Origin of the sequence: Flavobacterium sp. W21_SRS_FM6, assembly GCF_052119645.1 — a bacterium.
Classification (GTDB): domain Bacteria; phylum Pseudomonadota; class Gammaproteobacteria; order Enterobacterales; family Alteromonadaceae; genus Paraglaciecola.
Window position 1 is genome coordinate 106856 of record NZ_JBGQOM010000007.1, and the last position, 25829, is coordinate 132684.

Genomic DNA, 25829 nt, shown 5'->3' on the forward strand with positions numbered 1-25829 from the left:
CGACTATTGAGGTTTCATTTGCGAAAGCAGTACTAAGGTGATACCCCCTAAGATAAAGCCTGCTGAAATTGCCAAATGCCAGGTAATGGCTTCATTCACAAATAATACTCCGCCAATAGCAGCCCATACGGGCACCGAAAGTTGACTCACGGCCGCAACACTTTTGGCCAGTTTAGGCAAAACCAAATACCACAACGCATAACCAAGGCCGGAGGCAAGTGCGCCTGATGCAACACTATAAAAAATCCCGAGTCCAGTGAGAGGACCGTTACTCCATACCAGAACTGCCATAAGTCCAGCAACGGCAAATGGAAATAGACGTATAAAGTTGCTACTTGTGTCCAATAATGGCGATGAAGACTGACTCCCAACCAAACTGTATAAACCCCAAGCGATGCCTGCAATGAGCATGAACAACAGATTTAAGCCACTGGGCTTATCTAATTCGGGGGACACGAAATAACACAAACCAAAAAACGAGATCAAAATGCCACTACTTTCAATAATCGATAGTCGTTTGCCACTCATCAAAGAGGCGGCAAGCATAGTAAATTGCACGGCCGCAAATAAAATTAAGGCACCTGTTGCGGTATTTAACCCGATATAGGCATATGAAAAACCTAGAATATACACCAGTAAGTAAAGCGCCCCTTTATGACTTCCGTGTTGCAAAATTAGTTTAGGCCTATGGGCACCTTTGCTTATTAGTAGCAGCCATAAAATTAACGAAGCGGATAAAATACGAATAAGGGAAAAATCTAAAGGAGCGACTTCTTCTACTCTAAGCGCTAAGCGACATAAAATGGAGTTAGCCGCAAAAGCGAGTAGGGCAATGAAAGTAAATCCAAAGAGCCGCCCTGTTGAAAATGGCACTATATTAATAACCAGCTGGCTGTACCTAAAAAGGCAAAAATACCGACTACATCGGTGATCGTGGTGAGAATAACACTGCCTGCTAAGGCAGGGTCAATGCGTAATTTTTTCATGATCATCGGTAGTGTCGCACCGGCAAGACCAGCCGCCACCATATTAATTAACATCGCGAAGGCAATAACAGCACCAAGCATTAAGTCTTGCTTCCATAGCGCAATGACTGAGGCGATTAACACCGACCATATAATGCCGTTTAAAAAACCAATGGCGAGTTCTTTGCTGATTAACCACCTGGCATTTGCGGCTCTCACATGGCCCAGTGCCATGCCTCGAATAACCAATGTCAGAGTTTGATTACCTGCGACCCCGCCCATACTGGGTACAATAGTATTTAAAATAGCTAACACTGCCAGTTGACTTAAGGCCGCTTCAAATAGATCACTAACAGCGGCCGCCATTAAAGCCGTAAATAAGTTTACGCCTAACCATATAGTGCGTCTTTGGGTGCTTTTAATAACGGGGGCAAAGGTATCCTCTTCATCGTCTAAACCTGCCATACTCATCATTGAGTGCTCAGCGTCTTCACGAATGATATCCACCACATCATCGATAGTGATGCGGCCTACTAGATGATTATTTTCATCCACAACTGGGGCAGAAAGCCAGTCATAGCGCTCAAACAAACTTGCCACTTCATCGTCTGGCATATTGACAGGGATCGCTTCGGAGCTTTTGATGAGTGTATGTACTTTGGTATCAGACGCCGCGGTCACTAGGCTTGTTAATGATACACCACCGATTAATTTATCTTCACGGTCCACTACGTATAAAGTGTCAGTGTTTTCAGGGATCTGACCTTTAAGACGCAGGTAACGTAAAAATACCTCTACGGTGATTTCAGGACGCATGGTAATGGTGTCGGTGTTCATGATGAAACCGGCAGTTTCTTCACCGTATGACAGACCTTGCTGCGCACGCAAACGGTCTTGCTCGTCCATGGATGCCAATAGGTCTTGTGATACCGCTTCAGGTAAACTACTGAGGGTTTCAACTAAGTCATCGGTATCCATTTCTTCTAGAGCATCTGCCAGCTTATCGGGCAGCATGTGACGAATTATGCCATTACGTACATCTTCAGAGAGTTCTTCTAATACATCACTGTATAAATCGGGTTCGATTAATTGCCATATTTCAGTTCGTATACGGTTATGGCTGGACTCTAAAAGCAAAGCAACATCACAGGGTGCAACGCTACGCAACATAGCTTGCACTTTTACAAAGTCACCACTGTCCAAGGCAGAATTTATGGCTTGTAATTGCGAGTTTGTAGTTTTTGCTTCGAATTTATCAGGCATAGAATGAGGCAGTCAGTCCTTTAATGGGTGTACTATTTAAATACAGGTTTGTGATGAATATTGTACATAGTTTAAAGAATTAACCAGATACGGTCAGTACAAATTTTAGTATGCTGAGCAACAATTGTTGGCAAAAGTAAGTGCTTGTTATTGAATGGTAAAACTATTCTTGTTCGTTAAAACGACCAGCGATCAGGGCTTCAACGGCGTCCATGGCTTCTGCGGCATCGTCGCCTTCACTGGTAACGGTTAATTCTTTTCCTTGGTTTCCTTCCAACATCATCAGACCTAATACGCTATTCGCACAAGCTTGTTTCTCACCAAGCTGCAGGGTTACAGACGCGGAAAACTTGTTTGCCAACTGCACTAACTGAGTGGCGGCTCTTGCATGCAATCCAAGCTTGTTAACAATGACAATGTTTTTCTCAATTTTTGGCATAGTCGGCTCGCAAAGTAACTCGTGTTAGAAAGAATAAACGTATTATTGATTTAATGTTCTGTGCCTAATTTGCACGTCAGGATGAGAATCGCCAAACGTTTTTGCCAAGGCTTCAGCAACATAAACAGAACGGTGTTGGCCACCCGTACAGCCAATAGCCACTGTAACGTAACTGCGATTATTACGTTCTAAATGGGGCAACCATGTGGATATTAAGTTTTGGATTTGCCAAATAAACTTAGTCACAATAGGCTGAGAGCCAAGAAATATCTGCACTGGATTGTCTAATCCCGTTAAATGTTTTAAATCAGGCTCCCAATGTGGGTTAGGTAAAAAACGGGCGTCAAATACGTAATCAGCATCCTTGGGAATGCCATATTTAAAACCAAAGGACTCAAAAACTAAAACTAATCTTGAGCTTTTTTTACCCAATATCCGTTCGCGTACTAATTCAGCGAGCTGGTGGACGGATAGTTGGTCAGTATCGAGATATAAATCAGCTCGTTCTGCAATAGGTGCAAGTAATACTGACTCTGCATGAATCGCTTCAGCCAAGGACTTATTTTGCCGCGATAGAGGGTGCAGGCGGCGCGTCTCGCTGAAGCGCTTAACTAAGATGTCATCACTGGCATCCAAGTACAAAATAGTCATATGCCAAGTTGAAGGTAAATAATCGAGTATTTCAACTAATTCATTTGGATCTTTAGGCAGGTTGCGCACATCAATGCTGACCGCGACTTGATCATATTCATCGACTACCGTATGGGTGAGAGTTGGCAATAAATTAACTGGGATGTTGTCAACACAATAGTAACCAAGATCTTCCAGGGCTCTTAATACAATTGACTTGCCTGAGCCAGAGCGGCCACTAATGATGATTAACTTCATGTCAGTTCATTACCTTGAACAATTCTTCGTCAGTTTGCGCGTCGCGCATGCGTTTTAGGGTATCTTTGTCGGTTAGCTTAGCGGCAATAGCAGACAAGGTGCCGAGGTGTTCGCAGGCTTGTTCTTCAGGAACTAAAATCGCGAAAAATATGTCTACGGGTTGTTTATCTATCGCATCATATTCAATGGGTTTGTCATTAGTAATAACAACCGCGACGACCTTTTTAAGGTCTTTCAAACGACCATGAGGCAGTGCTATACCATTACCGATACCGGTGCTACCCATTTTCTCACGGTTCATCAAACTGGCTAAAATAGTGGCTTGATCAATGTCAACAATGTGCTTGGTGGCCACATTGCTGATTAACTCGAGAATGCGTTTTTTACTGGTACCCTGCACTGCACATAATGTGCAGTCAGGGTGAAGAACGTCTTTAATTTCCATTATTTACAGAGTCACTTAATGGCGTTTGGCTTTTTCCTTGTGCTTAATCACTTGTCTATCAAGTTTATCGATTAAAGCATCAATGGCGGCGTACATGTCTAAATGTTCAGCATTAGCAAAAACTTCTGCTCCGCTGAGGTGTAAAGTGGCTTCAGCTTTTTGATTGAGTTTCTCTACATTTAAAATGACATGAACGTTGTTAATATGATCGTAATGTCGTTCAAGTTTGGTAAATTTTGAATCAACATAATCGCGAAGTGAATCTGTAATTTCTAAATGATGACCGGTTAAGTTAATTTGCATATCGCCTCTTCCTTTTCTAAATTGCCTATAACAGGCTCTTACGTTGGTTAGACGGAGGGATCAACAACGACTCCCTATATTTTGCTATTGTCCGCCGGGCCACGACTATGCCTTGGTCAGCCAACAATTGAGCAATCTTACTATCACTTAAAGGTTTACTAGGTTTCTCTGCCGCGACTAACTTTTTAATCAATGCTCTAATTGCAGTAGAAGAACATTCTCCACCTGCATCAGTCGCAACATGACTCGAAAAGAAGTATTTCAGCTCAAATATACCTCTAGGTGTATGCATGTATTTTTGTGTTGTCACACGAGATATCGTGGATTCGTGCATATCCACCATTTCTGCAACATCATTTAAAACCATGGGCTTCATCATTTCAGGACCATGCTCAAAAAAACCAATTTGCTGTTGAACGATACAATTGGATACTTTAAGTAAGGTCTCATTGCGACTTTCGACGCTTTTTATAAACCACTTGGCTTCTTGTAAATGTGAACGAATAAACTGGCTGTCGGTGCTACTTTTGATGCTTTTGCTCATGGCAGCGTACTGCTGATTGACATTGAGTTTAGGTAAGCTATCGGGATTGAGTTCAACCATCCAACGGCCGTTTTTCTTGCTTACTGACACATCAGGGATCACATATTCAGGCTCCCCTACGATTAAAGCACTACCTGGGCGAGGATTTAGCGTTTGTAAAAGTCGCATCGCTTCGCGTAATTCATCTTCCTTTAAGCGGGTTTTGCGCATTAAAGTCCGATAATCCTTGCTGCCAATAAGGTCACAATAATCGGTGATCAGCATTTTGGCTTCGGCTAACCAAGGGGTTTCTGCTGCGAATTGGTTTAATTGAATCAGCAAACATTCTTGCGGGCTGCGCGAGCCAGAACCAATTGGATCAAACATTTGAATGCGCTTGAGTACACATTCAACTTCGTCTATCTCGATCTCTTCATCGTTCAAACTGGCAAGCACTTCTTCAGCACTAATGGTTAAATAACCTGATTCATCGATAGAGTCGATGATGGCCGTTGCGATAGACATATCCGTATCACTGAAGTGAGTCAGGCGCATTTGCCACAATAAGTGCTCTTGGATATTGTCGGTTGTCTCACCCTGAAACACTTGGTCATCTTCAACACTAAAACTACTAGAGGACATAGAAGGTGCTGATGACGCACTTATGTATTCATCCCAAGTGCTGTCTAAAGGTAAGTCCTGCGGAATATCATTATTTTGCAGTGCATCGCCTGTTTCAACGGTGGCCGCATCCACTTCAATTTTATCGTTTGAACCATCAGAACTAAAATTGGTTTCTAAGGCACTATCACCCGTTGGGTTTTCAAAGGGGTCGGCGATTTCTAATAATGGGTTTGAATCTAAGGCTTCTTGAATCTCTTGTTGTAAATCCAAGGTAGAAAGCTGCAATAACCTAATCGCTTGCTGCAATTGAGGCGTCATTGTGAGTTGTTGGCTAAATTTTAACTGTAAAGAGGGTTTCATTTACTTCTTATGCTTAGTCCGTTGTGGTTAGTTTAACCGTGCGAAATATCATGTTGAGCCAGAGCTTTACTATAGCCTGAATTGCTCACCTAGGTATACATCTCTTACACGTTGATCACTTAAAACTTCTTGAGATGTGCCAGCCGCAATTAATTCGCCATGGCTTACAATATAGGCTTTTTCACACACATCGAGCGTCTCCCTTACATTGTGGTCAGTTATCAAAACCCCAATGCCGCGATCACGTAAATGTTGAATAATCTTCTTGATATCGTTAACAGAGATAGGGTCAACGCCAGCAAAAGGCTCATCTAATAATATAAATTTAGGTTCTGCGGCTAATGCTCTAGCTATTTCAACACGTCGACGTTCACCGCCAGATAAGCTCATGCCTAAGCTGTTGCGAATATGATTAATATTAAATTCATCTAATAAAGCGTCAGCTTGCATTTCCCTTTGTTCAGTAGAGAGTTCTTTTCGCGTTTGCAGTATGGCCATTAAATTTTGATAAACCGTTAGCTTACGAAAAATCGATGCCTCTTGAGGCAAGTAACCGATGCCTTGCCTCGCTCTGACATGCATGGGTTCAAGCGTCAAAGCTTGTTGATCGATAAAAATCTCGCCCTTATCCAGTGGCACTAAACCAACAATCATGTAAAAGGTGGTGGTTTTACCCGCGCCATTTGGGCCAAGTAACCCCACTATTTGCCCTGATGAGACTTCTAAGCTGACATCACGCACAACTTGCCTAGATTTATAAGATTTTGCCAAATGGCTCGCTTTTAAAATGGCCATTAGGGTTGTTGATCCTGTTCAGGGCTGGTTTGATTTTTAGTATTTTTTGATTCAGGCTGCAAAATCGTAATAACACGACCACTATTTTGATCCTGACCTTGGGCCATAATTTGTTCGAGTTCCATGTTGAACACAATGGAATTGCCTTTTACGCTGCTACTATTTTGTTCGACCTCTGCATTGCCTTCTAACGAGAGAGTGCGAGTTTGGCGATGGTATTCAATTTTATTGGCAGTGGCACGGACCAGCTTGCCATTTTCTTGCATTTGCGAGTATTCTGCAGGCGAGCCGGTGGCGATAAATACTTCTTTATCTTGGCCTGCCCCTGCATCGATTTCCATTTCATCGGCTTTAAGGACTAGAGTACCTTGGGTGATAAGCACATTACCCTTGTAAATCGACTTCTTGGCAATTCTATCTAAAAAAGACTGTTGCGAGGCGATTTCGATCGTCTTAGAAAAATCATCTTTACCCGCATAACTCTGCGGTGAATAAGCAACCGCGAGGCTGAGACTAATGCCCAGTAGAAGGTTGGAATACGGTTTTAACATGATCAAATAACTCATATTGTTGGGTTTCAAGATTAGCCTTGAAACCGTTGCTGTTAATTACATAATTTGGGCCGCTTATGTTGACATATTGATCCGAGTGCATGGTTTTGTCACTCAAATTTACCTCAACAAACTGCGAATTGACTCTTTGCATCAAATTATCTTTGTCTCGCCCTGAAATTTCGACATCGGTTTCAAACTGTAAACGTTGATCATCATACAGTGTGCCCTCATTTGCGCTAATTTTCCAAGGGGTGCCTGACTGGGAAAATAAAGTGTATTGAGGACGCTTAAAAAGAGTAAAACCCAATAAGTCAAAATGCTCCATTTTTTCAGCGTACACTTGATGGGTTATTTCTCCCTCTTTGTTGTATACAGTGCTTAACATGGTTGTTGCCTGATAGTTGGGCACCCATGCTTCTTCAGTTTCTGATTTAGGGAGTACTACGTCTTCGTCTAACCAACCGGGTAAACTTAAGCCCAAGGCCAATAGAAAAAGTAAACTGATACAGAGCGTTACTCTGTTCATATGCTAGCACCATAGTTGCCACTTAACTTGCCTTTTGCCAGTAGGATTAAATCGCAAATTTCCCTCACCGCGCCGAAGCCACCTCTATTTTGCGTAATGTAATGGGCTTTTTGTTTAACACTTGGGTGCCCGTCAGTCACACTAAAACACATATCACTTACTTCAAACATGCCTAAATCTGGAATATCGTCACCCATTGAGGCGGTACTTTTGATTGAAATACCCAATTGTTTTTGTAATTCGGCTAAGGCCGTTTGTTTGTCTTCGCAGCCCTGAATAATATGGTGCACGCCAAGTGAGGTCATGCGTTGCTCTACAATATTGGAACGCCGTCCGGTGATAACCGCTAAATGGACTCCAATACTTTGCAAGGCTTTTACGCCATACCCGTCTCTGGTGTGAAAGGCTTTTAGTTCTTCTCCCTGTTGCCCCATATAAATACGGCCATCGGAAAAAATACCATCCACATCACAAGCTAAAAGTTTTACGCGAGAAAACAATTTCAGCGTATTTGCTGACTGTGGGCCATAAATAGTATCAATCATTGCCATTAGATAATTCCAGCCTGTAATAATATTTGCATGTTAATTGCGCCAATGGGCTGTCCGAGTTCGTTAACTACAAACAAAGAATTAATTTTTCTTTTTTCCATAATTTTTAATACTTCGGCGGCGAGCATCGCTGCTGGAGCGGTAACACTATTTACCGTCATCACATCTTTTATGGCAACACTGTGCACGTCAATTCGAGCGTCCAAAACACGACGTAAATCCCCATCAGTAAAAATACCCATTAGTTTACTGTCTTTATCAATGATGCCTGCCATACCCAGTCCCTTGCGGGATATTTCGAGTAAGACTTGGCTGAGGGATTGCTCAGGGGTAACCAAAGGCAAACGCTCATTGGTCAGCATAATTTCGTTTAGCGTAAGTAATAATTTTCTACCCAAGGAGCCACCCGGATGAGACAAGGCAAAATCATCACTGGTAAAGCCTCGCGCATTTAACAATGCTACCGCTAAAGCATCACCCATGACCAGCGTTGCAGTGGTACTTGATGTTGGCGCTAAACCTAAAGAGCATGCTTCTTGTTGCACCTTGATGCAAAGATTAACTTCAGCGTAGCTTGCGAGGGTATTCGTGGTGCTGTTAGACATCGCAATAATAGGCACGCCTAAGCGTTTTACTACCGGTAGTAGGGCTAATAGCTCTGCTGTTTCGCCCGAATTTGATATCGCTAACAAGATATCTTGTTCAGTTAACATGCCCAAATCACCATGATTTGCCTCAGCGGGGTGCATAAAAAAAGCGGGTGTGCCAGTGCTGGCTAAGGTGGCTGATATCTTATGGCCAATATGGCCAGATTTACCCATGCCACACACCACGACTTTGCCTTTACACGCTAAAATACGTTCACAGGCAGCCACAAAGTTTTCATCAATATATTGACTAAGATCAGCAATGGCTTGTTGCTCAATGTTGATAACCCTTAAGGCTGATTGTTTAAAATTCAAATTAGTTTTTTGCATGTCGTTTTAACCGAACAGAACGAATTGATAGGCAGCAAAACAGGCAATTAAGGCTAAGCCCTCAATTCGATTAATTCGGCGTATGCCTCTGAGGTTGAAACTCATTAAAATGAGTAAGATGTTTAATCCAAGCATAATGTAGACGTCACGATGCGCTGCAAATTCATCGATAAGGCCAGGAGCAATTAATCCTGGCATTGCCATCACCGCCAAGATATTAAAAATGTTTGAGCCGATAATATTGCCTAAGGCCATGTCGTCTTCGTTTTTAAGTACGCCGGCAATACTGGCAGCAAGTTCTGGTAAGCTGGTGCCAATGGCTATAATAGTTAACCCAATAACAAGATCGCTAAGGCCAAAGGCTTTAGCAATAACTACGGCGGAGTCAACCATAAAATTTGCGCTTAATGGCAATAATATTAACCCCATGATTAACCAAAATATGGCCTTAGAAGTGGGGACGTTAGTTGGAATTTCACTTTCCGTTTCAGCAATAAGGGGGTCGTTGCTCTCTAAGTTAAACGACATCCAAACAAGTGCGCCGATTACGGCAAAGAAAAACACGATTAAAATCAACCCTTCGGTGCGGCTTAAAAATAAATCTGACAGCATGTAAGTGGCCAGTAGCGAAAAAAACAGCAGTACTGGCATTTCGCGTTTTAACGTAGAAGAAGAAATGAGTAAAGGCTTTAACAAAGCGGTTAAGCCTAACACTAAAGCGATATTGGTAATGTTAGAGCCAATAGCATTGCCGATTGCGGTATTAATATTGCCATTTAAAGAGGCCGTTGCAGATACGACTATCTCGGGTGCAGACGAGCCCATGGCAACAATAGTTAAACCGATCACCATAGGCGATATTCCAAAGTTTTTGGCCATGGCGGCTGCACCATAAACAAATCGATCTGCAGCAAAACTGAGTACAGCTAACCAAACGAGAAAGAGGAAAACTTCAAAAAACACGAACACTCACTTATCAATGTCACTTGGTCAGATTGTCGCAAAAACCACGCTTAATTCCTACGATCTGCCTATATTAATTAATTGGCAACTTTTTGCTATTCCTCAGGTCTAGAGGTAATGCATCGATATTGTAATCTTCTTTTAAGCCTAAGCGTATGTATATCAAGCTTATTTGTGGGTGAAAATTGAATTTGTATTTGATTCGATAAAATCGAATATAACTTGTTACTTTTTCTCTTTGTTATTAGGCCTTGAAAAAACGTAAAATAGGCACAACTTAGCGTGACTTGGTATTTTTCCAATTCTCTGAATCTATAGGAATCTTGTCCATTAAATGGAAAATTTGATAGAGATCGACAATTTGAGCTTTAGTCGCAGCGGTCGTTTAATTTACGACGATATTTCGTTGCGCATTCAAAAGGGTAAAACGACAGCCATAATGGGCCCAAGTGGTATCGGTAAAACGACCATGTTGCGTTTAATGGGCGGTCAGCTAACACCAGACAGTGGCGACATTCGCTTTAAAGGTGAGTCGATTCCGCAAATGCGTCGTAAACGATTGTTTGAAGTGCGCAGGCAAATGAGCATGTTGTTTCAAAGTGGTGCGATGTTTACCGATATGACGGTGTACGACAATATAGCTTTTCCTTTACGTGAGCATACGTCTTTGTCAGAAGATCTTATCAAAACAGTGGTGCAACTTAAATTACAAGCAGTAGGATTGCGTGGTGCCGCTCATTTGATGCCCGCTGAATTATCTGGTGGTATGGCGCGCCGCGCGGCGCTTGCTCGTGCTATAGCCTTAGATCCTGAACTTATAATGTACGACGAACCTTTTGCCGGCCAGGACCCAATATCAATGGGTGTTTTGGTCAAACTGATTAAAGCCTTAAATGACGCCCTTAAGTTGACTAGTGTGGTGGTAACTCACGATGTAACTGAAGTCCTGACCATTGCTGACTACATTTATATATTGGCAGAGAAAAAAGTGATCGGTAGCGGTACGCCTGAAGAAATCAAAAACAGTGATTCACCCTTGGTACAGCAATTTTTGCAAGGTTTAGCTGACGGCCCGGTTCCTTTCCATTATCCAGCAGGTGATATAAAACAAGCCTTATTAGGCAGTAACTCATGAATTGGCTAGCAGGTATCGGTGCAGTCACCATTGGTAAATTGAGTTCGTTTGGCCGGGCAACCCTAATGTTATTTGGGGCAATTATCGCCAAGCCACAATTTATAAAAAACGTGCCTTTAACCATTAAACAAATTTATGCAGTTGGCGTTCAGTCTCTGCTCATAATTGTTGTGTCAGGCTTGTTCATCGGAATGGTGATGGCCTTACAAGGTTATACCATATTAGTGGGTTATGGCGCTGAAGGTAGCTTAGGACCCATGGTGGCCTTGTCGTTACTGCGTGAACTTGGACCCGTGGTAACCGCCTTACTTTTTGCCGGTCGAGCTGGCTCTGCACTAACCGCAGAGATTGGTTTGATGAAGGCAACTGAGCAGTTAAGCAGCTTAGAAATGATGGCTGTTGACCCTCTACGCCGAATTATTGCACCACGTTTTTGGGCGGGAATGATATCAATGCCTATGCTCGCGCTCATTTTTAGTGCGGTGGGCATATTGGGCGGACATGTTGTTGGTGTGGACTGGCTGGGTGTTGATTCGGGCAGTTATTGGTCAATTATGCAATCTACCGTGGATTGGGACAAAGACGTCGTCAATGGCATTATAAAAAGTGCGGTGTTTGCCTTCGTCATTGTGTGGATTGCAACGTACAAAGGTTACGACTCTATTCCAACATCGGAAGGGATAAGTAAGGCGACGACTGAAACAGTGGTCTATTCATCTCTGGCCGTTTTAGGTTTGGATTTTGTGTTAACAGCACTTATGTTTGGAATTGAGTAGGAGGAAATATGAATTCTAGGAAAGCAGAAATTCTAGTGGGTGGTTTTGTAGTATTGGCCTTTGCCGCAGGCTTGATGTTAGCCTTAAAAGTGGTAAACCAAAATATGGCAGGGCAGGCAGAAACCTACACATTGAACGCCAAATTTGACAATATCGGTGGCCTTAAAGTCCGTTCAGCGGTCAAAGTGGGGGGTGTTACCGTTGGTCGTGTAGACAGTATCACGCTGAGTCCGAAGGACTTTACCCCTGTGGTCAGCATGAGTATTTCTAAAGAATACGACAAGTTTCCAGAAACCAGTTCAGTATCGATTCTAACCTCTGGTTTATTGGGCGAACAATATGTTGGTTTTCAACCGGGTTTTGAAATTGAAGGAATTGAAAATCTGTCTGACGGTGATTTTATTGAAGATACAAAGTCCGCTTTAGTATTAGAAGATTTGATTGGGCAGTTTTTATTTAGTAAAGGGCAATAAGCCAAACGTTGGCGAGGACGTAAAGTGAAAATTAAATTATTACAAGCGGTGGCTATCAGTATTTCTCTATTAGTGAGTCACGTTGTACGAGCTGAAGAAGTCAACCCTTACGATATGCTCGAACAAGTTGCGACTAAAACTTTTACTCGTATTAAAACTGAACACGCCGATATTCAAGCTAATCCCGAATTATTGCGTACAGTAATGGAAGAAGAATTACTGCCTTACGTTGATTACAACTTTGCGGCACTGAAGGTACTTGGCAAATATTTTAGAACCGTGCCAAAGGAGAAAATCCCAGAGTTCATTAAAGTCTTTCGTTCTTATTTAATTACGACATATGCGCTTGCCTTATCGTATTACAATGGTCAGGAAGTCATTTTTCAACCGAGCAAAGATGTAGGTGACGACAGCACAGTAACTGTACGCGCCATAGTGAAAGAGCCAGGTCGTCCTGACATCAATATTGCGTTTAAGTTGCGTAAAAGCAGTAAAACCGATGAATGGAAAGCTTATGATATGGTCGCCGAAGGGATCAGTTTACTATCAAGCAAGCAAAGCGAATTTGAAGGTATTTTACGTCAAGATGGCATCCAAGCTGTGATTGACGCAATGAATAATACGATTAGCCGTCCAATTAATTTAAACCCAGAAGCGAAAGGATAAGCTGTGCAGCTTTTAAAGGTTTCTAATGACGCTCCCAACGTATTTTTACTCAGTGGTGAACTCAATCGGATAACGGTCAATGATGGTTGGCCGCATCGAGTTGAGGAAATTAAAAAAGCGGCAAAACAGCAGCCTGTGATTCTGGATTTACGAGAGATTGAACAGGTGGACACCGCAGGTTTAGCGTGGATTATTAACTTACTTCGCGATTGTAAGGCGCAAAACGTCAGCTTTACCTTAAAAAATGTCCCACAAACTTTAATAAATTTAGCAAAAATAAGCGACGTAGAAGGTTTAATACCGCTACAATAAGCGCCATTTTTGCGTTTGAGAGTTAATATGGAAAACCAACAAATAGCGGCATTACTGAAAGACTCACTTGATCTTAGTGAAGTTCACGTTACTGGTGATGGTTCGCATTTTCAGATCATCGCAATAAGCGATCAGTTCGCTGATATGAGTCGAGTGAAAAAACAGCAATTTGTTTATGCCCCACTTGCCAGTATTATTGCAGAGGGAAGCATGCACGCCGTATCGATTAAGACCTTTACTGAGTCTCAATGGAAACGTGAAAAATTATTTAATATGCCGCAGTAAGCCGTTTTTAGTTTTCTCTCCTCTTTCGCTGTATTTCCTCCGTCAACTTAGAGTCTGTTTATGGATAAATTAATTATAGAAACGAGCCCACCCTTGAGTGGTAGCGTAAACATTTCTGGGGCGAAGAATGCCGCCCTTCCGATATTGATGGCCAGTATTTTAGCTGATACTACCTGTTACTTTGATAATGTCCCAGAACTGCGAGACATCCAAACTAGTTTGGCCTTATTAAATGAAATGGGCGCAATTGCAAAACGCACCGATGGTCAATCGGTGGTCATAGATCCCAGTAACATTAATAACTTCACTGCGTCCTATGAATTAGTTAAAACCATGCGCGCCTCTATCCTTGTGTTGGGACCTTTGTTGGCGAGATTTGGACAAGCTAATGTTTCTTTACCTGGCGGATGTGCCATAGGCGCACGGCCGGTTAATCTGCATCTAAGCGGCTTGGAGCAAATGGGCGCTAAAATTGATGTTGATTCAGGATTTATTCGAGCATCGGTGGATGGAAGACTGAAAGGCGCTCATATCGTTATGGATATTGTAAGTGTTGGCGCCACTGAAAATTTGATGATGGCGGCTAGTTTGGCAGAGGGTGAAACCATTCTGGAAAATGCAGCTCGCGAGCCAGAAATCGTCGACTTAGCAAATTGCTTAAACGCCATGGGCGCTAAAGTGACACATGCTGGTAGTGATAGAATTGTAATTCAAGGCGTTGAGCAGCTCTCTGGGTGTCGTTACGGCGTCTTACCTGATCGTATTGAAACAGGGACCTTTTTGGTGGCAGCAGCCATGACTGGCGGTAAGGTGCGCTGTGAAAATGCCGCGCCTCACACACTTGATGCCGTATTGGATAAGCTCACCAAAGCAGGAGCCTTAGTTACAACGGGCGATAATTGGATTGAACTGGATATGCGTGACAGACAACTCAAAAGTGTCAATATCAAGACCTCACCGCATCCTGGTTTTCCTACAGACATGCAAGCACAGTTTGTTGCGTTAAATTGTATTGCGCAAGGCGTAGGGGTTATCACTGAAAATATCTTTGAAAATCGTTTTATGCATGTACCTGAACTACAGCGCATGGGGGCGCACATTACCTTAGAAGGAAATAGCGCCGTATGTGAAGGGGCATCTAAATTAAAAGGTGCACAGGTAATGGCAACAGATTTGCGTGCTTCAGCGAGCTTAGTAATTGCCGGCTTAGTTGCTCAAGGCCAAACGATTGTTGATCGTATCTACCATTTAGACAGAGGTTACGAACATATTGAATCCAAGCTAAATGGCTTAGGGGCGAATATCAAACGCGTCAATTATTAAGACGTTCAACTAAATAGTGGTCACTGAGCCCAGTGGCTACTGTTTAACTTCAACTATAGAGTAGCTAAACCTTTCGATGAGCCTAATTGTGTAATGAGATGCGTTGGTATTGCTCTGCAATTAGATACGCGCATTGCTCTGTTAAAACATCTTTATTGGGCATCACTGACCTAAATTTGAATATAAAATGTGAGGTAATATTCTGTTATAAAAAGAGAATATTAGTTTAATGGCTATTTCTTGTGCAGGTTCGTGTTTATTTAAGTTCTGCCACCACAATGGGTATTGTCAGTAGCGTTTTATTGCGATTAACCTTCAGCTCCATAGTTTTACCTGGCAGAGTATTGCTAATAAAATCTAGCGTTTTTCTCAGATCATTGGCCGCTAAAGTGTCGACAGAAACCACGATGTCGCCAACGTGCAAACCAGAGACTTCTGCAGGCGAGCTAGGTGTCACCGATGTGACTAAAATGCCATCACCAAGTGGATTTTCTTGTCCACCAAACCCTAATACGCCACGGGTAACTTTGCCATTAGTGATCATTTCATCCATGACTTTTTTAGCGAGATCGTAAGGAATCGCAAAAGATACGCCCTCTACCTCTTTTACTCTGCGTCGACTGTCTAGGGTTTTATAATTCGCGTTATTGATCCCCACTAGATAGCCATTGCTGTCAACCAATGCGCCGCCAGAATTGCCTTCGTTCAATACCGCATCAGTTTGAATATAGTCAAAATAATTGGCTAATAAGCTCTGACTAAAGCGGCTGACAATACCTTGAGTGATGGTTTGTCCTAAATCGTAAGGGTTACCTATTGCAAGCACCACATCGCCCACTCGCATGTCAGGGTTGTCTTGCTGTGGAATAACGTGCAGGTTGTCGGCATTAATTCTTAACACGGCTAAATCTGTAATAGGATCTTTACCGATAATTTGTGCTTCTACTCGTCTACCATCCTGCAGGCCAACCAAAATACTGTTGGCATTTTCGATAACATGTTGGCAGGTCAAGATATAACCTGATTCGGTCATGATCACACCAGAACCAATGCTGATACGTTCTACCGGCTGACGGCGGTTAAAGCTTACAGTACTGTCGATACTGTAGATATTGACTACTGCAGGTCCAGCCGCATTAACCGCATGATTAAATGAGAGTTTTTCTTGGGTGACTGTTTGTTTACTAAATAAAGCCCAAGAAATGTCACTGCCTTTACGCAGATCAGGGACTAACAGTAGAATGATGCTTGAGACAACTACACCGATGAGAATTGATTTAAAAATAAAGGAGATTGTTTTAAGCACGGACTGATAATTTTTTCTTCACAGAGATACTGGCAAGAATAGCACTGAAATCAGTGAGTTGATAGCAATCAACTGATTACTATCAACTCAATTTTAATTTACCTAATGACTAAATACAGAGACGAATTGCCGCGTATCACACTCAGAGCAATAACACCCTTGGCACTGTCTAGTGCCCCGCGTAAAGCCACTACATTATCAATCTTTTGACGATTTACCCCAATGATAACGTCATCGTCTTGTAAGCCAATCATAGCGGCGGGAGAGCGAGCGACTACTTCAGAGATAATCACGCCTTCATCACCTTGTTTGGTTTTGCCATTCGTTAAGGTTGCGCCTTCGAGGGCAGGGTGAATTTCTTTAGCTGCAACCACCGTTTGAGTTGCATCACCTAGCACTACGTCAACGTTTACTTTTTTACCTTTACGTAATAAACCCAGTCTTATTTTGCTGCCGGCTCCTTTGCTGCCTACTTTGGCGCGTAACTCCTGAAAACTAGTTACTGCAATACCGTTTAAATCAGTGATGATATCGCCAGCTTGAATGCCACCTTTTTCAGCGGGAGAATCTGGAGATACTTCGCTAACAAAGGCTCCTTTGCTCACATTCAGGTTCATTGCTTCAGCTAAACCAGAGTCAACATCCTGACCTAAGATCCCTAATAATCCGCGGCGTACTTCACCAAATTCAATAATTTGGTCAACTAAGCTTTTCATCATGTTAGAAGGAATGGCGAAACCTATACCGACGTTTCCACCGTTAGGTCCAAAGATCGCGGTGTTAATACCCACAAGCTCACCACGAAGGCTGACAAGTGCGCCACCTGAGTTACCTCTATTAATCGCCGCATCGGTTTGAATAAAATTTTCTAAACCGCCGATATTCAGGCCCGAACGACCTAAAGCACTTACAATGCCCGACGTTACCGTTTGGCTGAGGCCGAACGGATTACCAATCGCCACAACAAAGTCTCCTACTCGCACTTTGTCTGAATCTGCCAAAGGCAGGGCAACGAGTTTTTCAGGTTCTATTTTGAGGAGGGCAATATCGCTTTGAGCGTCAGCGCCCATCTTTTTGGCTTTAAATTCACGGCCATCGGTAAGAGTAACAGTAATTTCACTGGCATTATCTACGACGTGGTTATTGGTAACAATATAGCCTTTGTCAGCGTCAATAATCACTCCCGACCCCAAGCCTTTGAACGGACGTTCTTGCACTTGCTCATCAGGTGCACCAAAAAAGTGTTTAAATACTTCTGGTACTCGCTGGCGAGAAACTTGTGTGCCTTCTACAGATATTGTCACGATTGCTGGCGTCGCCTTTTCTATCATAGGCGCTAAACTAGGCACCTCTGTTTTATCATCTGAAAAAAACGGTAATGCAGCATTGGCTGACGTTTGAATTGAAACCGTTGACGTTACAACCAAGCAGGCAGCAAAAAAACGATTAACTACTTTATTCATCGATTTGAATCTCCAATTTAGCCTTAATTTATAAACACTACAGTGACTATCCGACAGATAAAAAAGTTCATAACCTAATTATTTGGCTTTTTTCTCTTCTGTGCCCGAAAACAGGCCAGAGCCCTGAGAGGCAAAATCCAAAGGTTGAAATTCGGTTACGGCTTTATCTCTGCTTTGTTTAGTTGAATTGTGACGTAAGTAGGCCGCAGCATGTTCACCAAAATAACTGAGTGAAGTCCCGTCTTCTGCGGTGTTCATGTTAATAATGAGCTGTTCATAAGCGTTAATTTGTTCATTCAGAGTTTGGGCTTGTTGCACCAATTGCTGCGCTATTTGTTTCGACTCTTGAATATGGTTATTGGCCTGTTGAATCATTAATTCTTTGGCCGTTTGCTCAGAAGCTGCGTCAGCTTTGGTTAATAATTTTCTCTCATTGACAAACTTTGCAACAAAATAGCCTATGATCCCACCTACCAAAAGCAACAAAATACCAATCAACCAATCCATCTTAACTCCTTAATAATAAAAAGATTCGGCACAACTTAGTGCAATACCAGAGGTTAACTCTGGGTATTATTTCCAAGGGCGCAAATCACTTAGTTTTTTAACTAACCTAGTGGTTTAGGTATATTATACGCTCTGCCGTTTTAATGCGGTCATTTTATTTGTTATCAAGTATGCACTGTTCGCTATTAATAAAAGTTCAAAGGAAGTAAATCGCTCTATGTTAAGTATGAGTCCCTGGCAAAAATATCAAAACGATCTAAAAGACGAAGGGTTTCATTACGATCCCGCGCAGGAGTATGCGGTTAAAGAGTTACAACGATTGTATGAAGAGCTTACTCAACCTGAAAAAAAACTCACGTGGCGGGTTAAGTTACAAACTGCGTTTGGCAAAAGCTTAAAACGGCCAAGTATCCAAGGGCTATATTTTTGGGGAGGAGTGGGCCGCGGCAAAACGTATTTAGTTGATACGTTTTATGAATGTTTGCCCTTTGGTCGTAAACTGCGCATTCACTTTCACCGTTTTATGCATCGTGTACATCAAGAATTAAAAGGTTTGCACGGTCAGTCAGACCCCTTAAAAATCATCGCTAAAAAACTGGCATTAGAAACCCGTGTTATTTGTTTTGATGAGTTTTTTGTATCGGATATTACCGATGCAATGATACTTGGTACCTTAATGGAAGAGCTGTTTAGTCATGGTATTGTTTTAGTGGCTACGTCAAATATCGTTCCTGATGAACTGTACCGCAATGGTTTGCAACGGGCCCGTTTTCTGCCTGCTATTGAGCTTATCAATCAAAATACTCGCATTGTGAATGTTGACAGCGGTATAGATTACCGTTTACGAACATTGAAACAGGCAGAAATTTATCATTTCCCGGCTGATGCTCAAGCCATGGAAAATTTACATTTATATTTCAGACAATTGGCACCAGAGCAAGGTGTCGAAAGACAAAGCATTGAAATCGAAGGGCGTCTTATCCCTACAATTCAATTTGCTGATGGTGTGGTGATGTTTGAGTTTAGAGCGATTTGCGATGGCCCCAGAAGCCAATCGGATTACATTGAAATCAGCCGCTGTTATCACACCGTACTGGTTGCTAATGTAGAGCAAATGGGCCAAGCGAGTGATGATGTAGCTCGACGTTTTATTGCAATGGTGGATGAGTTTTACGAGCGAAATGTAAAACTCATTATGTCAGGTGCTGTTGAGTTGACCTCGTTGTACTCAGAAGGCAGATTGAACTTTGAATTTAGGCGGTGTTTGAGTCGTTTAAAAGAAATGCAGTCTCATGAATATTTAGCGACTCAGCATATTCCTTAATTGCAAACTATGCGGTTTAGCTTTTGTACTCTTGACTGAAAGTGGGTAAAATCCGCGCCAATTGAAATCTAATAGTTAATTAGAAGAGAATCTTATGGGAAGAAAATTCGAAGTTCGTAAAGTGGCCATGGCCAAAACGGCGGGTGCTAAAACCAAAGTCTATTCCAAATACGGTAAAGAAATTTACGTATGTGCTAAAAATGGTGGTACCGACCCACAAGCAAACCTTGCTCTGCGACGGTTGATGGATAAAGCAAAAAAAGATCAAGTACCCAGTCACGTTATTGAAAAAGCCATAGACAAAGCCGCTGGCGGCGCTGGTGAAGATTATGTGCCAGCTCGCTATGAAGGGTTTGGACCCGGTGGATGCATGGTAATTGTTGATTGTTTGACTGACAATAATAACCGCACCATCACTGACGTGCGTAACTGCTTTACTAAAACTAATTCAAAATTAGGTGTCGCCGGTACAGTTGGCCACATGTTTGATCACCAAGCCATTTTTGCCTTTAAGGGTGATGATGAAGACGCCGTACTTGAAATTTTAATGGAAGCGGATGTGGATGTTACTGAAGTGGAATGTGAAGACGGTGTTATCACGGTTTATGCACCGCACACTGAATATAACAATACTAGAACGGCATTAACCAACAATAATCCTGACATTGAGTTTGATGTAGAAGAGATCACCTTTTTACCTCAAACAGAAACTATCGTTAGTGGCGACGATGTGCCGGTATTTGATAAGTTCATGGACATGTTACAGGACTGTGATGACGTTCAAGATGTTTATCATAACGCCACCGTAGAGCGTCCAGAATAATAAGCACTCAGTAGCTTAGACCTTACAAAAAAAGACCGAGTCATTTTGAGCTCGGTATTTTTTCGTCTTAATAATACTTAGCCCACACTGTGGCAACTTAGTTAGGATAAGCCAGAATAATTTGGTCGAGTAAACCTAAGAGTAATTTTGTGCCCGTTCCTGAGGCGATGCCATCAAACACGTTTTCAACATTTTTACCTTGTTGACCACCTGCTAAATCACTGATTGAACGAATGATGACCCAGTCTACGTCATTCACAAAACAGACTTGCCCCACTGCCGCTGACTCCATTTCTGTAACTTGCGCGTCATATACGCGTTGTAACCATTGGCGGTATTCCGCGTTATCTAAAAATACTGAACCTGTCACGCCATTACCACCTACCTTAATGTTAATTGGATGACCAGAGGGCATTTTGATCGGCTCAATTTTAGCAATCGCTTGTTTGGTTAATTCAATTAATTTGGGGGTGGCACTGAAGTAGGGCATTTGCTTTGGTTCGTCCCAACCTTCTTTAATAACTGCCATTTCTTCAGGGTGAATGTAACCAAAATTTTCATAAGCGGGAGAGTGAGGATCGTGTTTTCTTCGCGCTTTATAGCGGTCTAAAGCGGCTTCATAATAATCCGGTAAAACAAACTCGCCCTGTTTTTTTGGATCAGGATTAACGTACACCGACTCATCATGAAAGTACCATCTCTCGGGAATAGCGATATCGCCAGGATGAAATTCAGGGTTAACCGCGCCAGCAATCCCCATCATCACCACCCTTTCAATAGGAAAATAATCAAGCGCCATTTGAATGGTCATTGCCGCATTGGGTACACTGATCCCAGTAGTGAAAATGACGATTGGTTCACCCTTATACTGTCCTACCTGATATTTGACGCCCTTGATAGTTAGGGTTTGTTCGATTTTAGCATCGGTAAGTTGGGCGAAGGCCTCATCTATCGCCTGAATTTCAGGCTCATAAGCAGCCACAATAGCCGTCCACTTGTTAGTGGTAGTGAAGGTTTTAGGTCCGTATTGCGCATAGTTTTCAGCATGGCCTGGCGCGCTCAAAGTGACTATCAACAATACAAAGGGAGCTAGGATTTTTATTAGCGGTACGTTCATCGTTTTTTCATCTCATCATGGCGATTAAATTGCTCTGTTTTAGAGCATTGGGCTGACTTAGTGCATGTATTTGTACAAAACCTTGACTATTTGGTCAGTTTTTAGGGCGAAATACCTAAGATTAATGTGAGTATGATAAATACATGCCAACTTTACAGCGTCTAGAGAATGGCGTCGCCAATTTTCACAAATCCCATCGTTATCTGGCGTAGCGGAAGCTGAGATATAAGAGCATGCTAAGATTTAGTATTTGTTTTTACAGCGAATTGGGCGGAATTCGTAGGATAAAGCATGAGTAGGGTCTAGTTATTCTGCATGAGAGAGTAATGAAGCTGTAGCAATGCAGCACAAACGCTTTACATCCATTACGGCCAATCTTCAAACCGCAAACGTCAACACGCCCTAGTATCGTGTTTGTTTAGCAGATTAATTAGGCTTAACGGTGTTTGATTTTATTGCCTAAAGATAGGCGCATATCCACTAAATAATTATCTAATTCAAATTTAGCTTGTTCATAGTTAAGCGCAGACTCTTGAGATTGAGGATGCTCTTTGAGTAACTCGAAGGCGGTATCAGTGTTTTTTAACAATAATCTTAAGTGGTGCTGGGAGATATCCATATCTATTCTCAACTTAACGTGTTGTCTTACAGCAAACTTAGCACAAGGAATTATTAATACAACAATAAGTAAATCATTGTGTTATGCCAAAAATCTCTAAATTGGTTTGACTACTGCAAGACAAATAATCGCTAATAGAGCCAATACCGGTGCTTCGTTCAAAAAACGATAAAAACGACTTGAGTGTTGGTTATTGTCTTGCGCAAATTGCTTCAGCAGTTTTAAGAGATAAAAGTGGTAAATATATAAAGCAAATACAAATATCAATTTTATGTGTAACCACGTAGAGACTTTAAACCATGCCAATCCGTAGCTATAAATTAGCCAGATTCCAAAGAATAAAGTCAAAGCGGCAAAGGGGGTGACAAACATCCATAAACGCCGCTCCATGATCTTAAATTGATCTTTGACATTTTGATTGTCAGTTTGCGCATGATAAACAAACAAACGCGGTAAGTAGAAAATTCCGGCCATCCAAGCGACCATGAAAAACACATGCAGCGCTTTTATCCAAAGAATCGACATAGCGTGGTTTTACTCCTTCTTAGTAACTTGCTTGGTGCAAATAATTACGTAATTTGTGCCAGGTTATCACCCCGATTATGTCAGAATGCGTTCTGCCATATACGTACACTGCGCCATCTCTGGCTGATTGTAATAACTCATAGACTTCCGCTAAGGTGGCTTGCGCACCCACACCACTTATTTTGCTATAAATTAAGGCCTCAGAGTTTTTTTCTAGGCTGACGTTAAAGTGGACAAGTGAGTATTGCACATCAATGCTGGAGTCTGTGCAATAAATAACAGGGTGGGTAGGAGCCTGTTCTAAAAACGTCATAATGTGCATTTTTTCAGCGTCTTTGAATAATTTAAATTCTTTGTCCATGACCGCCAGAACGCCGGTTTTTTGCAAGGATTCAATGACTGACGAGCTTGTATAAGGTAATTTTTGATAGTCGAGTTGGCGAATAAAAATAGAGCTATTACCTAAGTATTGGGTCGAAGTAACATAAGCGGGCACAATAACTAAGATAGCAGGCAAGATAAGTTCAGGACTAAAAGAAAGCTCCATCACAGCCGATAATGCTGCCAAAGGCGCATGTACCACTGCAGCCATTAGACCGGCCATGCCCAACAGTGAAAAACTGCCGGTTAACTCGCTACTGTCAGCCATAAATAAGCCCAAAGGGCTGGAGAGCAACGCACCGCTTAACATGCCAATGACAAACACGGGGCCCATAATACCGCCTGGTATACCGAGGCCGATGGCAACAATAGTAAGAATAAATTTGGCAACTAACACGGCGATTAATACCGAGTACTGTTGATTAGAGATGAGCGTGTCCGCAGAGTTAAAATGAGCACCTAAAGCTTCAGGTAGATAAAAACCTACAATACCGGTGATGACCCCAGCAATTAATAAACGTCTAATCATGTTAAATCGATTAAATCCACGGATAACCTGCATCAAAAGGTTATTAAACACGCTCGCTAAACCTCCCAAAATGATGCCACACAGGATTAGATATAGGTAAATCCAATGACTAAATTCAGTAAACTGAATAAAAGAGAGTTCATGGGTACTGCCAAAAACTAAACGGGTCATAACACTGCCACAGGCTGCTGCTAACATAATTGGAATAAAAATATGAATTTTGTATTCGCGCAGTACGACTTCCATGACAAAGATAACGGCGGCAAAAGGTGTATTAAACGATGCTGATATCCCAGCTGCAATACCACAACCTGAGAGAATGCGAATACTGTTGTAGGGCAGCTTTAACCACTGACCAAAAAAGCTACTTCCTGCGGCGCCTAGATGCACGGAAGGCCCTTCACGGCCAACTGAAAATCCAGAGGCTAAGGCGATTGTGCCGCCCAAAAATTGGTTTATGGTGGTGCGGCTTGGTATTTGGCCAAAATAATATTTAATACGATGGATAACAAAGGGGATACCCATTCGGTAATGTTTAAAGCCGGTGAGGTAAGCAATAAAGATAATGGCCACAGCGGCAATGATAGGCATGGCTAAGCGATAAATAGGTGACAACTCTGCAAAGTGATCAACTTCAGACAAGTACTGTAATTGTAACCATTCTATGCACAGGCGAAACAAAATGATCAATGTAGCGGCACTGACCCCACCAACAATACCCAGTATACATAACTGAATTGAGGTGCGGGGGTACGCTAATTCTTGTCTAAACGCAGCTAGCGTTATCATGCTGTTACCATTTGGCGAGTATGAAGCAGTGATTTTATCACAACTTATTGTAATACTTGAGCTTATGTAAATTTTGTCTGATAGTCGATAGTACTTTTAAACATCATCTAACACTGTCGGCAGTTAACAAGGTAAAAAGGAAATGAATTTTTGAGATTGTCACGTTTGAAACAAAAATGGGGAGCATTTCGAACCTATGTTTTTTTAGTGCTAGGCTGTAGCGGCTTACTCTATTTAGGGTTTTACCTAGGAAATTATGCGTATAACGAGCAGCAAAACGAAATTTCGAGCTTGCATCAGAGTCTGCAAAACCTAAAAACAGAAAATGAAAAAGTGGTGAAGCAGCTTAATATCCTTCGGGTTGAACTCGATGTACTCAATTTAGCCCAGCAAAAAAACTTTACTGAAATTAAGCAGGGCATAGAGCGAGAAAGCGTTTTGCAGAAAGACCTTGCCTTTTATCAGCAAATTATGGCGCCAGAATTGACCCAAGAGGGATTCGCGATCGAAGCTTTTAATGTTGAAAAGTCTTTAAGTGAACGCTCTTATCGTTTTGAAATTGTGATGCTGCAGCGAGAAAAGATTAAAAGCACTATCAAAGGTAATCTAGAAGTTACTTTAGTGGGGAGTGAAGCGGGGCAGTCTAAACAATATGCCTTAAAAGAGGTGTTGGTTAATCCGGAACAGCAGCTAGTATTTAGTTTTAAATATTTTCAGGTGGTAGATGGCGAGTTGCAATTACCTGAAAATTTTCAGGTAGAAAGAGTCACGATTTTGTCTGAAATATATCAATTCAACAGTAAAAAAGGTGAGTTGCACTCTACCTTTAATTGGGTGGTGTCTAATATCAGTGAATAGTTGACCATATTACTCAAGTACTGGATAATACTCCCCAGTTTTTTGTTAATGAAAGTTGAGGCTAGTTATGTCGGCGCAAACCGCTTTTCCAATTGAATTTTCCGACGCTGCTGCCAAAAAAGTAAAGGCCTTAGTTGAAGAAGAAGAAAATCCGAATCTAAAGCTACGGGTGTACGTTACTGGTGGTGGATGTTCAGGCTTTCAATATGGTTTTACTTTCGATGAGAAAGTCAATGAAGGTGACACCACTATCGACAATGATGAGGTGACTTTGGTGGTTGACCCTATGAGCCTACAATATCTTGTAGGGGGTAAAGTCGATTACACAGAAGGTCTAGAAGGTTCCCGCTTTTTAGTGAATAACCCCAATGCCACTACGACCTGTGGCTGTGGCTCTTCTTTTACGGTTTAATTCCTTTATAATCCCTAAAAGCAAAAACCC

Annotated in this window: 31 protein-coding genes; 11 read left to right on the top strand and 20 right to left on the bottom strand. The window is 42.0% G+C overall.

The features are described 5' to 3' along the window. Positions 1–3: 3 nt before the first annotated feature. From ACEN2L_RS13040 to ACEN2L_RS13100, 13 genes are all read right to left on the bottom strand, one after another. Complete coding sequence (locus ACEN2L_RS13040) at positions 4–873, bottom strand: DMT family transporter (RefSeq protein ID WP_441744289.1); 870 nt, start codon at positions 871–873, stop codon at positions 4–6. Continuing rightward, positions 873–2228, bottom strand: coding sequence for a magnesium transporter (gene mgtE / locus ACEN2L_RS13045; RefSeq protein ID WP_306021853.1), 1356 nt, complete (start codon positions 2226–2228; stop codon positions 873–875). Before mgtE ends, ACEN2L_RS13040 begins: the two co-directional genes overlap by 1 nt. A 163-nt stretch (positions 2229–2391) precedes the next feature. Then, positions 2392–2667 carry an HPr family phosphocarrier protein gene (locus ACEN2L_RS13050; protein ID WP_306021852.1) on the bottom strand — a complete coding sequence of 92 codons (276 nt, stop codon included), beginning with the start codon at positions 2665–2667 and terminating at the stop codon, positions 2392–2394. 42 nt (positions 2668–2709) lie between these two features. Next, complete coding sequence (rapZ, locus tag ACEN2L_RS13055; protein ID WP_306021851.1) at positions 2710–3555, bottom strand: RNase adapter RapZ; 846 nt, start codon at positions 3553–3555, stop codon at positions 2710–2712. A gap of 1 nt (position 3556) precedes the next feature. Continuing rightward, complete coding sequence (gene ptsN, locus ACEN2L_RS13060) at positions 3557–4000, bottom strand: PTS IIA-like nitrogen regulatory protein PtsN (RefSeq protein WP_306021850.1); 444 nt, start codon at positions 3998–4000, stop codon at positions 3557–3559. Positions 4001–4015: 15 nt separating this feature from the next. Further along, complete coding sequence (gene hpf, locus ACEN2L_RS13065; protein ID WP_306021849.1) at positions 4016–4303, bottom strand: ribosome hibernation promoting factor; 288 nt, start codon at positions 4301–4303, stop codon at positions 4016–4018. 25 nt (positions 4304–4328) lie between these two features. Continuing rightward, complete coding sequence (locus tag ACEN2L_RS13070) at positions 4329–5810, bottom strand: RNA polymerase factor sigma-54 (RefSeq protein WP_441744292.1); 1482 nt, start codon at positions 5808–5810, stop codon at positions 4329–4331. A 69-nt stretch (positions 5811–5879) separates the two neighbouring features. Continuing rightward, on the bottom strand, positions 5880–6605 hold the full coding sequence (gene lptB, locus ACEN2L_RS13075) for an LPS export ABC transporter ATP-binding protein (RefSeq protein ID WP_306021847.1): 726 nt from the start codon (positions 6603–6605) through the stop codon (positions 5880–5882). Continuing rightward, complete coding sequence (gene lptA, locus ACEN2L_RS13080; RefSeq protein WP_306021846.1) at positions 6605–7156, bottom strand: lipopolysaccharide transport periplasmic protein LptA; 552 nt, start codon at positions 7154–7156, stop codon at positions 6605–6607. Before lptA ends, lptB begins: the two co-directional genes overlap by 1 nt. Then, positions 7119–7685: an LPS export ABC transporter periplasmic protein LptC gene (lptC, locus tag ACEN2L_RS13085; RefSeq protein WP_306021845.1), complete on the bottom strand. Its 567-nt coding sequence runs from the start codon at positions 7683–7685 to the stop codon at positions 7119–7121. Before lptC ends, lptA begins: the two co-directional genes overlap by 38 nt. Next, entirely contained in the window at positions 7682–8236 is a 555-nt protein-coding gene (kdsC, locus tag ACEN2L_RS13090) for a 3-deoxy-manno-octulosonate-8-phosphatase KdsC (protein WP_441744295.1), read from the bottom strand. The genes lptC and kdsC overlap by 4 nt, the downstream gene beginning before the upstream one ends. Beyond that, positions 8236–9213 carry a KpsF/GutQ family sugar-phosphate isomerase gene (locus ACEN2L_RS13095; RefSeq protein ID WP_441744297.1) on the bottom strand — a complete coding sequence of 326 codons (978 nt, stop codon included), beginning with the start codon at positions 9211–9213 and terminating at the stop codon, positions 8236–8238. The genes kdsC and ACEN2L_RS13095 overlap by 1 nt, the downstream gene beginning before the upstream one ends. 6 nt (positions 9214–9219) lie before the next feature. After that, positions 9220–10176, bottom strand: a complete 957-nt coding sequence (locus ACEN2L_RS13100) for a calcium/sodium antiporter (RefSeq protein ID WP_441744298.1) — start codon at positions 10174–10176, stop codon at positions 9220–9222. Between the two features lie 334 nt (positions 10177–10510). Between ACEN2L_RS13100 and ACEN2L_RS13105 the strand changes: the two genes are divergently transcribed. The 7 genes from ACEN2L_RS13105 to murA are packed head-to-tail and all read left to right on the top strand — an operon-like array spanning position 10511 to position 15146. Continuing rightward, on the top strand, positions 10511–11311 hold the full coding sequence (locus tag ACEN2L_RS13105) for an ATP-binding cassette domain-containing protein (RefSeq protein WP_306021841.1): 801 nt from the start codon (positions 10511–10513) through the stop codon (positions 11309–11311). Beyond that, a complete protein-coding gene (gene mlaE, locus ACEN2L_RS13110; protein ID WP_306021840.1) occupies positions 11308–12087 on the top strand; it encodes a lipid asymmetry maintenance ABC transporter permease subunit MlaE in 780 nt (259 codons plus the stop codon). Before ACEN2L_RS13105 ends, mlaE begins: the two co-directional genes overlap by 4 nt. A gap of 8 nt (positions 12088–12095) precedes the next feature. Then, positions 12096–12560 carry an outer membrane lipid asymmetry maintenance protein MlaD gene (gene mlaD, locus ACEN2L_RS13115; RefSeq protein WP_306021839.1) on the top strand — a complete coding sequence of 155 codons (465 nt, stop codon included), beginning with the start codon at positions 12096–12098 and terminating at the stop codon, positions 12558–12560. Positions 12561–12584: 24 nt separating this feature from the next. Beyond that, positions 12585–13226 carry an MlaC/ttg2D family ABC transporter substrate-binding protein gene (locus ACEN2L_RS13120; protein ID WP_441744301.1) on the top strand — a complete coding sequence of 214 codons (642 nt, stop codon included), beginning with the start codon at positions 12585–12587 and terminating at the stop codon, positions 13224–13226. A 3-nt stretch (positions 13227–13229) separates the two neighbouring features. Beyond that, positions 13230–13538, top strand: a complete 309-nt coding sequence (locus ACEN2L_RS13125; RefSeq protein ID WP_441744303.1) for an STAS domain-containing protein — start codon at positions 13230–13232, stop codon at positions 13536–13538. Between the two features lie 27 nt (positions 13539–13565). After that, positions 13566–13823, top strand: coding sequence for a BolA family protein (locus tag ACEN2L_RS13130; protein ID WP_306021837.1), 258 nt, complete (start codon positions 13566–13568; stop codon positions 13821–13823). A 60-nt stretch (positions 13824–13883) separates the two neighbouring features. Next, on the top strand, positions 13884–15146 hold the full coding sequence (gene murA / locus ACEN2L_RS13135; protein ID WP_306021836.1) for a UDP-N-acetylglucosamine 1-carboxyvinyltransferase: 1263 nt from the start codon (positions 13884–13886) through the stop codon (positions 15144–15146). Between the two features lie 256 nt (positions 15147–15402). Here the strand turns inward: murA and ACEN2L_RS13140 are convergent, their stop codons facing one another. The 3 genes from ACEN2L_RS13140 to ACEN2L_RS13150 form a co-directional block, all read right to left on the bottom strand. Beyond that, a complete protein-coding gene (locus ACEN2L_RS13140; protein ID WP_441744306.1) occupies positions 15403–16452 on the bottom strand; it encodes a trypsin-like peptidase domain-containing protein in 1050 nt (349 codons plus the stop codon). Between the two features lie 98 nt (positions 16453–16550). Beyond that, positions 16551–17915 carry a DegQ family serine endoprotease gene (locus ACEN2L_RS13145; protein ID WP_441744308.1) on the bottom strand — a complete coding sequence of 455 codons (1365 nt, stop codon included), beginning with the start codon at positions 17913–17915 and terminating at the stop codon, positions 16551–16553. Positions 17916–17993: 78 nt separating this feature from the next. After that, the gene (locus ACEN2L_RS13150) at positions 17994–18422 is read right to left on the bottom strand and encodes a ZapG family protein (protein ID WP_441744310.1); all 429 of its coding nucleotides are present in this window, start codon (positions 18420–18422) and stop codon (positions 17994–17996) included. 217 nt (positions 18423–18639) lie between these two features. On the opposite strand from ACEN2L_RS13150, the gene zapE reads away from it, so the two are divergent. After that, positions 18640–19746, top strand: coding sequence for a cell division protein ZapE (zapE, locus tag ACEN2L_RS13155; protein WP_441744311.1), 1107 nt, complete (start codon positions 18640–18642; stop codon positions 19744–19746). A gap of 94 nt (positions 19747–19840) precedes the next feature. Beyond that, positions 19841–20569: a YebC/PmpR family DNA-binding transcriptional regulator gene (locus ACEN2L_RS13160; RefSeq protein WP_306021832.1), complete on the top strand. Its 729-nt coding sequence runs from the start codon at positions 19841–19843 to the stop codon at positions 20567–20569. Positions 20570–20666: 97 nt separating this feature from the next. On the opposite strand, the gene ACEN2L_RS13165 is transcribed toward ACEN2L_RS13160, so the two are convergent. The 4 genes from ACEN2L_RS13165 to ACEN2L_RS13180 all read right to left on the bottom strand — a co-directional run bounded on the left by ACEN2L_RS13165 (position 20667) and on the right by ACEN2L_RS13180 (position 24529). Then, the gene (locus ACEN2L_RS13165) at positions 20667–21686 is read right to left on the bottom strand and encodes a 5'-methylthioadenosine/S-adenosylhomocysteine nucleosidase family protein (RefSeq protein WP_441744313.1); all 1020 of its coding nucleotides are present in this window, start codon (positions 21684–21686) and stop codon (positions 20667–20669) included. Positions 21687–22122: 436 nt separating this feature from the next. After that, the gene (locus ACEN2L_RS13170; RefSeq protein WP_441744315.1) at positions 22123–22305 is read right to left on the bottom strand and encodes a hypothetical protein; all 183 of its coding nucleotides are present in this window, start codon (positions 22303–22305) and stop codon (positions 22123–22125) included. Positions 22306–22401: 96 nt separating this feature from the next. After that, entirely contained in the window at positions 22402–22830 is a 429-nt protein-coding gene (gene hemJ / locus ACEN2L_RS13175; protein WP_306021829.1) for a protoporphyrinogen oxidase HemJ, read from the bottom strand. A gap of 19 nt (positions 22831–22849) precedes the next feature. Then, positions 22850–24529, bottom strand: coding sequence for a chloride channel protein (locus ACEN2L_RS13180; RefSeq protein ID WP_441744317.1), 1680 nt, complete (start codon positions 24527–24529; stop codon positions 22850–22852). 150 nt (positions 24530–24679) lie between these two features. On the opposite strand from ACEN2L_RS13180, the gene ACEN2L_RS13185 reads away from it, so the two are divergent. Continuing rightward, positions 24680–25387 (top strand): DUF6776 family protein, encoded by a 708-nt coding sequence (locus ACEN2L_RS13185; RefSeq protein WP_306021828.1) that lies wholly within the window; start codon positions 24680–24682, stop codon positions 25385–25387. A gap of 67 nt (positions 25388–25454) precedes the next feature. Beyond that, entirely contained in the window at positions 25455–25799 is a 345-nt protein-coding gene (gene erpA, locus ACEN2L_RS13190; protein ID WP_306021827.1) for an iron-sulfur cluster insertion protein ErpA, read from the top strand. Positions 25800–25829: the final 30 nt, after the last annotated feature.

Coding starts and splice junctions, on each gene's coding strand:
- mgtE (WP_306021853.1), bottom strand. CDS start 2,228: ATGCCTGATAAATTCGAAGCAAAAACTACAAACTCGCAATTACAAGCC.
- ACEN2L_RS13050 (WP_306021852.1), bottom strand. CDS start 2,667: ATGCCAAAAATTGAGAAAAACATTGTCATTGTTAACAAGCTTGGATTG.
- rapZ (WP_306021851.1), bottom strand. CDS start 3,555: ATGAAGTTAATCATCATTAGTGGCCGCTCTGGCTCAGGCAAGTCAATT.
- ptsN (WP_306021850.1), bottom strand. CDS start 4,000: ATGGAAATTAAAGACGTTCTTCACCCTGACTGCACATTATGTGCAGTG.
- hpf (WP_306021849.1), bottom strand. CDS start 4,303: ATGCAAATTAACTTAACCGGTCATCATTTAGAAATTACAGATTCACTT.
- ACEN2L_RS13070 (WP_441744292.1), bottom strand. CDS start 5,810: ATGAAACCCTCTTTACAGTTAAAATTTAGCCAACAACTCACAATGACG.
- lptB (WP_306021847.1), bottom strand. CDS start 6,605: ATGGCCATTTTAAAAGCGAGCCATTTGGCAAAATCTTATAAATCTAGG.
- lptA (WP_306021846.1), bottom strand. CDS start 7,156: ATGTTAAAACCGTATTCCAACCTTCTACTGGGCATTAGTCTCAGCCTC.
- lptC (WP_306021845.1), bottom strand. CDS start 7,685: ATGAACAGAGTAACGCTCTGTATCAGTTTACTTTTTCTATTGGCCTTG.
- kdsC (WP_441744295.1), bottom strand. CDS start 8,236: ATGGCAATGATTGATACTATTTATGGCCCACAGTCAGCAAATACGCTG.
- ACEN2L_RS13095 (WP_441744297.1), bottom strand. CDS start 9,213: ATGCAAAAAACTAATTTGAATTTTAAACAATCAGCCTTAAGGGTTATC.
- ACEN2L_RS13105 (WP_306021841.1), top strand. CDS start 10,511: ATGGAAAATTTGATAGAGATCGACAATTTGAGCTTTAGTCGCAGCGGT.
- mlaE (WP_306021840.1), top strand. CDS start 11,308: ATGAATTGGCTAGCAGGTATCGGTGCAGTCACCATTGGTAAATTGAGT.
- mlaD (WP_306021839.1), top strand. CDS start 12,096: ATGAATTCTAGGAAAGCAGAAATTCTAGTGGGTGGTTTTGTAGTATTG.
- ACEN2L_RS13130 (WP_306021837.1), top strand. CDS start 13,566: ATGGAAAACCAACAAATAGCGGCATTACTGAAAGACTCACTTGATCTT.
- murA (WP_306021836.1), top strand. CDS start 13,884: ATGGATAAATTAATTATAGAAACGAGCCCACCCTTGAGTGGTAGCGTA.
- ACEN2L_RS13145 (WP_441744308.1), bottom strand. CDS start 17,915: ATGAATAAAGTAGTTAATCGTTTTTTTGCTGCCTGCTTGGTTGTAACG.
- ACEN2L_RS13150 (WP_441744310.1), bottom strand. CDS start 18,422: ATGGATTGGTTGATTGGTATTTTGTTGCTTTTGGTAGGTGGGATCATA.
- zapE (WP_441744311.1), top strand. CDS start 18,640: ATGTTAAGTATGAGTCCCTGGCAAAAATATCAAAACGATCTAAAAGAC.
- ACEN2L_RS13160 (WP_306021832.1), top strand. CDS start 19,841: ATGGGAAGAAAATTCGAAGTTCGTAAAGTGGCCATGGCCAAAACGGCG.
- ACEN2L_RS13165 (WP_441744313.1), bottom strand. CDS start 21,686: ATGAACGTACCGCTAATAAAAATCCTAGCTCCCTTTGTATTGTTGATA.
- ACEN2L_RS13170 (WP_441744315.1), bottom strand. CDS start 22,305: ATGGATATCTCCCAGCACCACTTAAGATTATTGTTAAAAAACACTGAT.
- hemJ (WP_306021829.1), bottom strand. CDS start 22,830: ATGTCGATTCTTTGGATAAAAGCGCTGCATGTGTTTTTCATGGTCGCT.
- ACEN2L_RS13180 (WP_441744317.1), bottom strand. CDS start 24,529: ATGATAACGCTAGCTGCGTTTAGACAAGAATTAGCGTACCCCCGCACC.
- erpA (WP_306021827.1), top strand. CDS start 25,455: ATGTCGGCGCAAACCGCTTTTCCAATTGAATTTTCCGACGCTGCTGCC.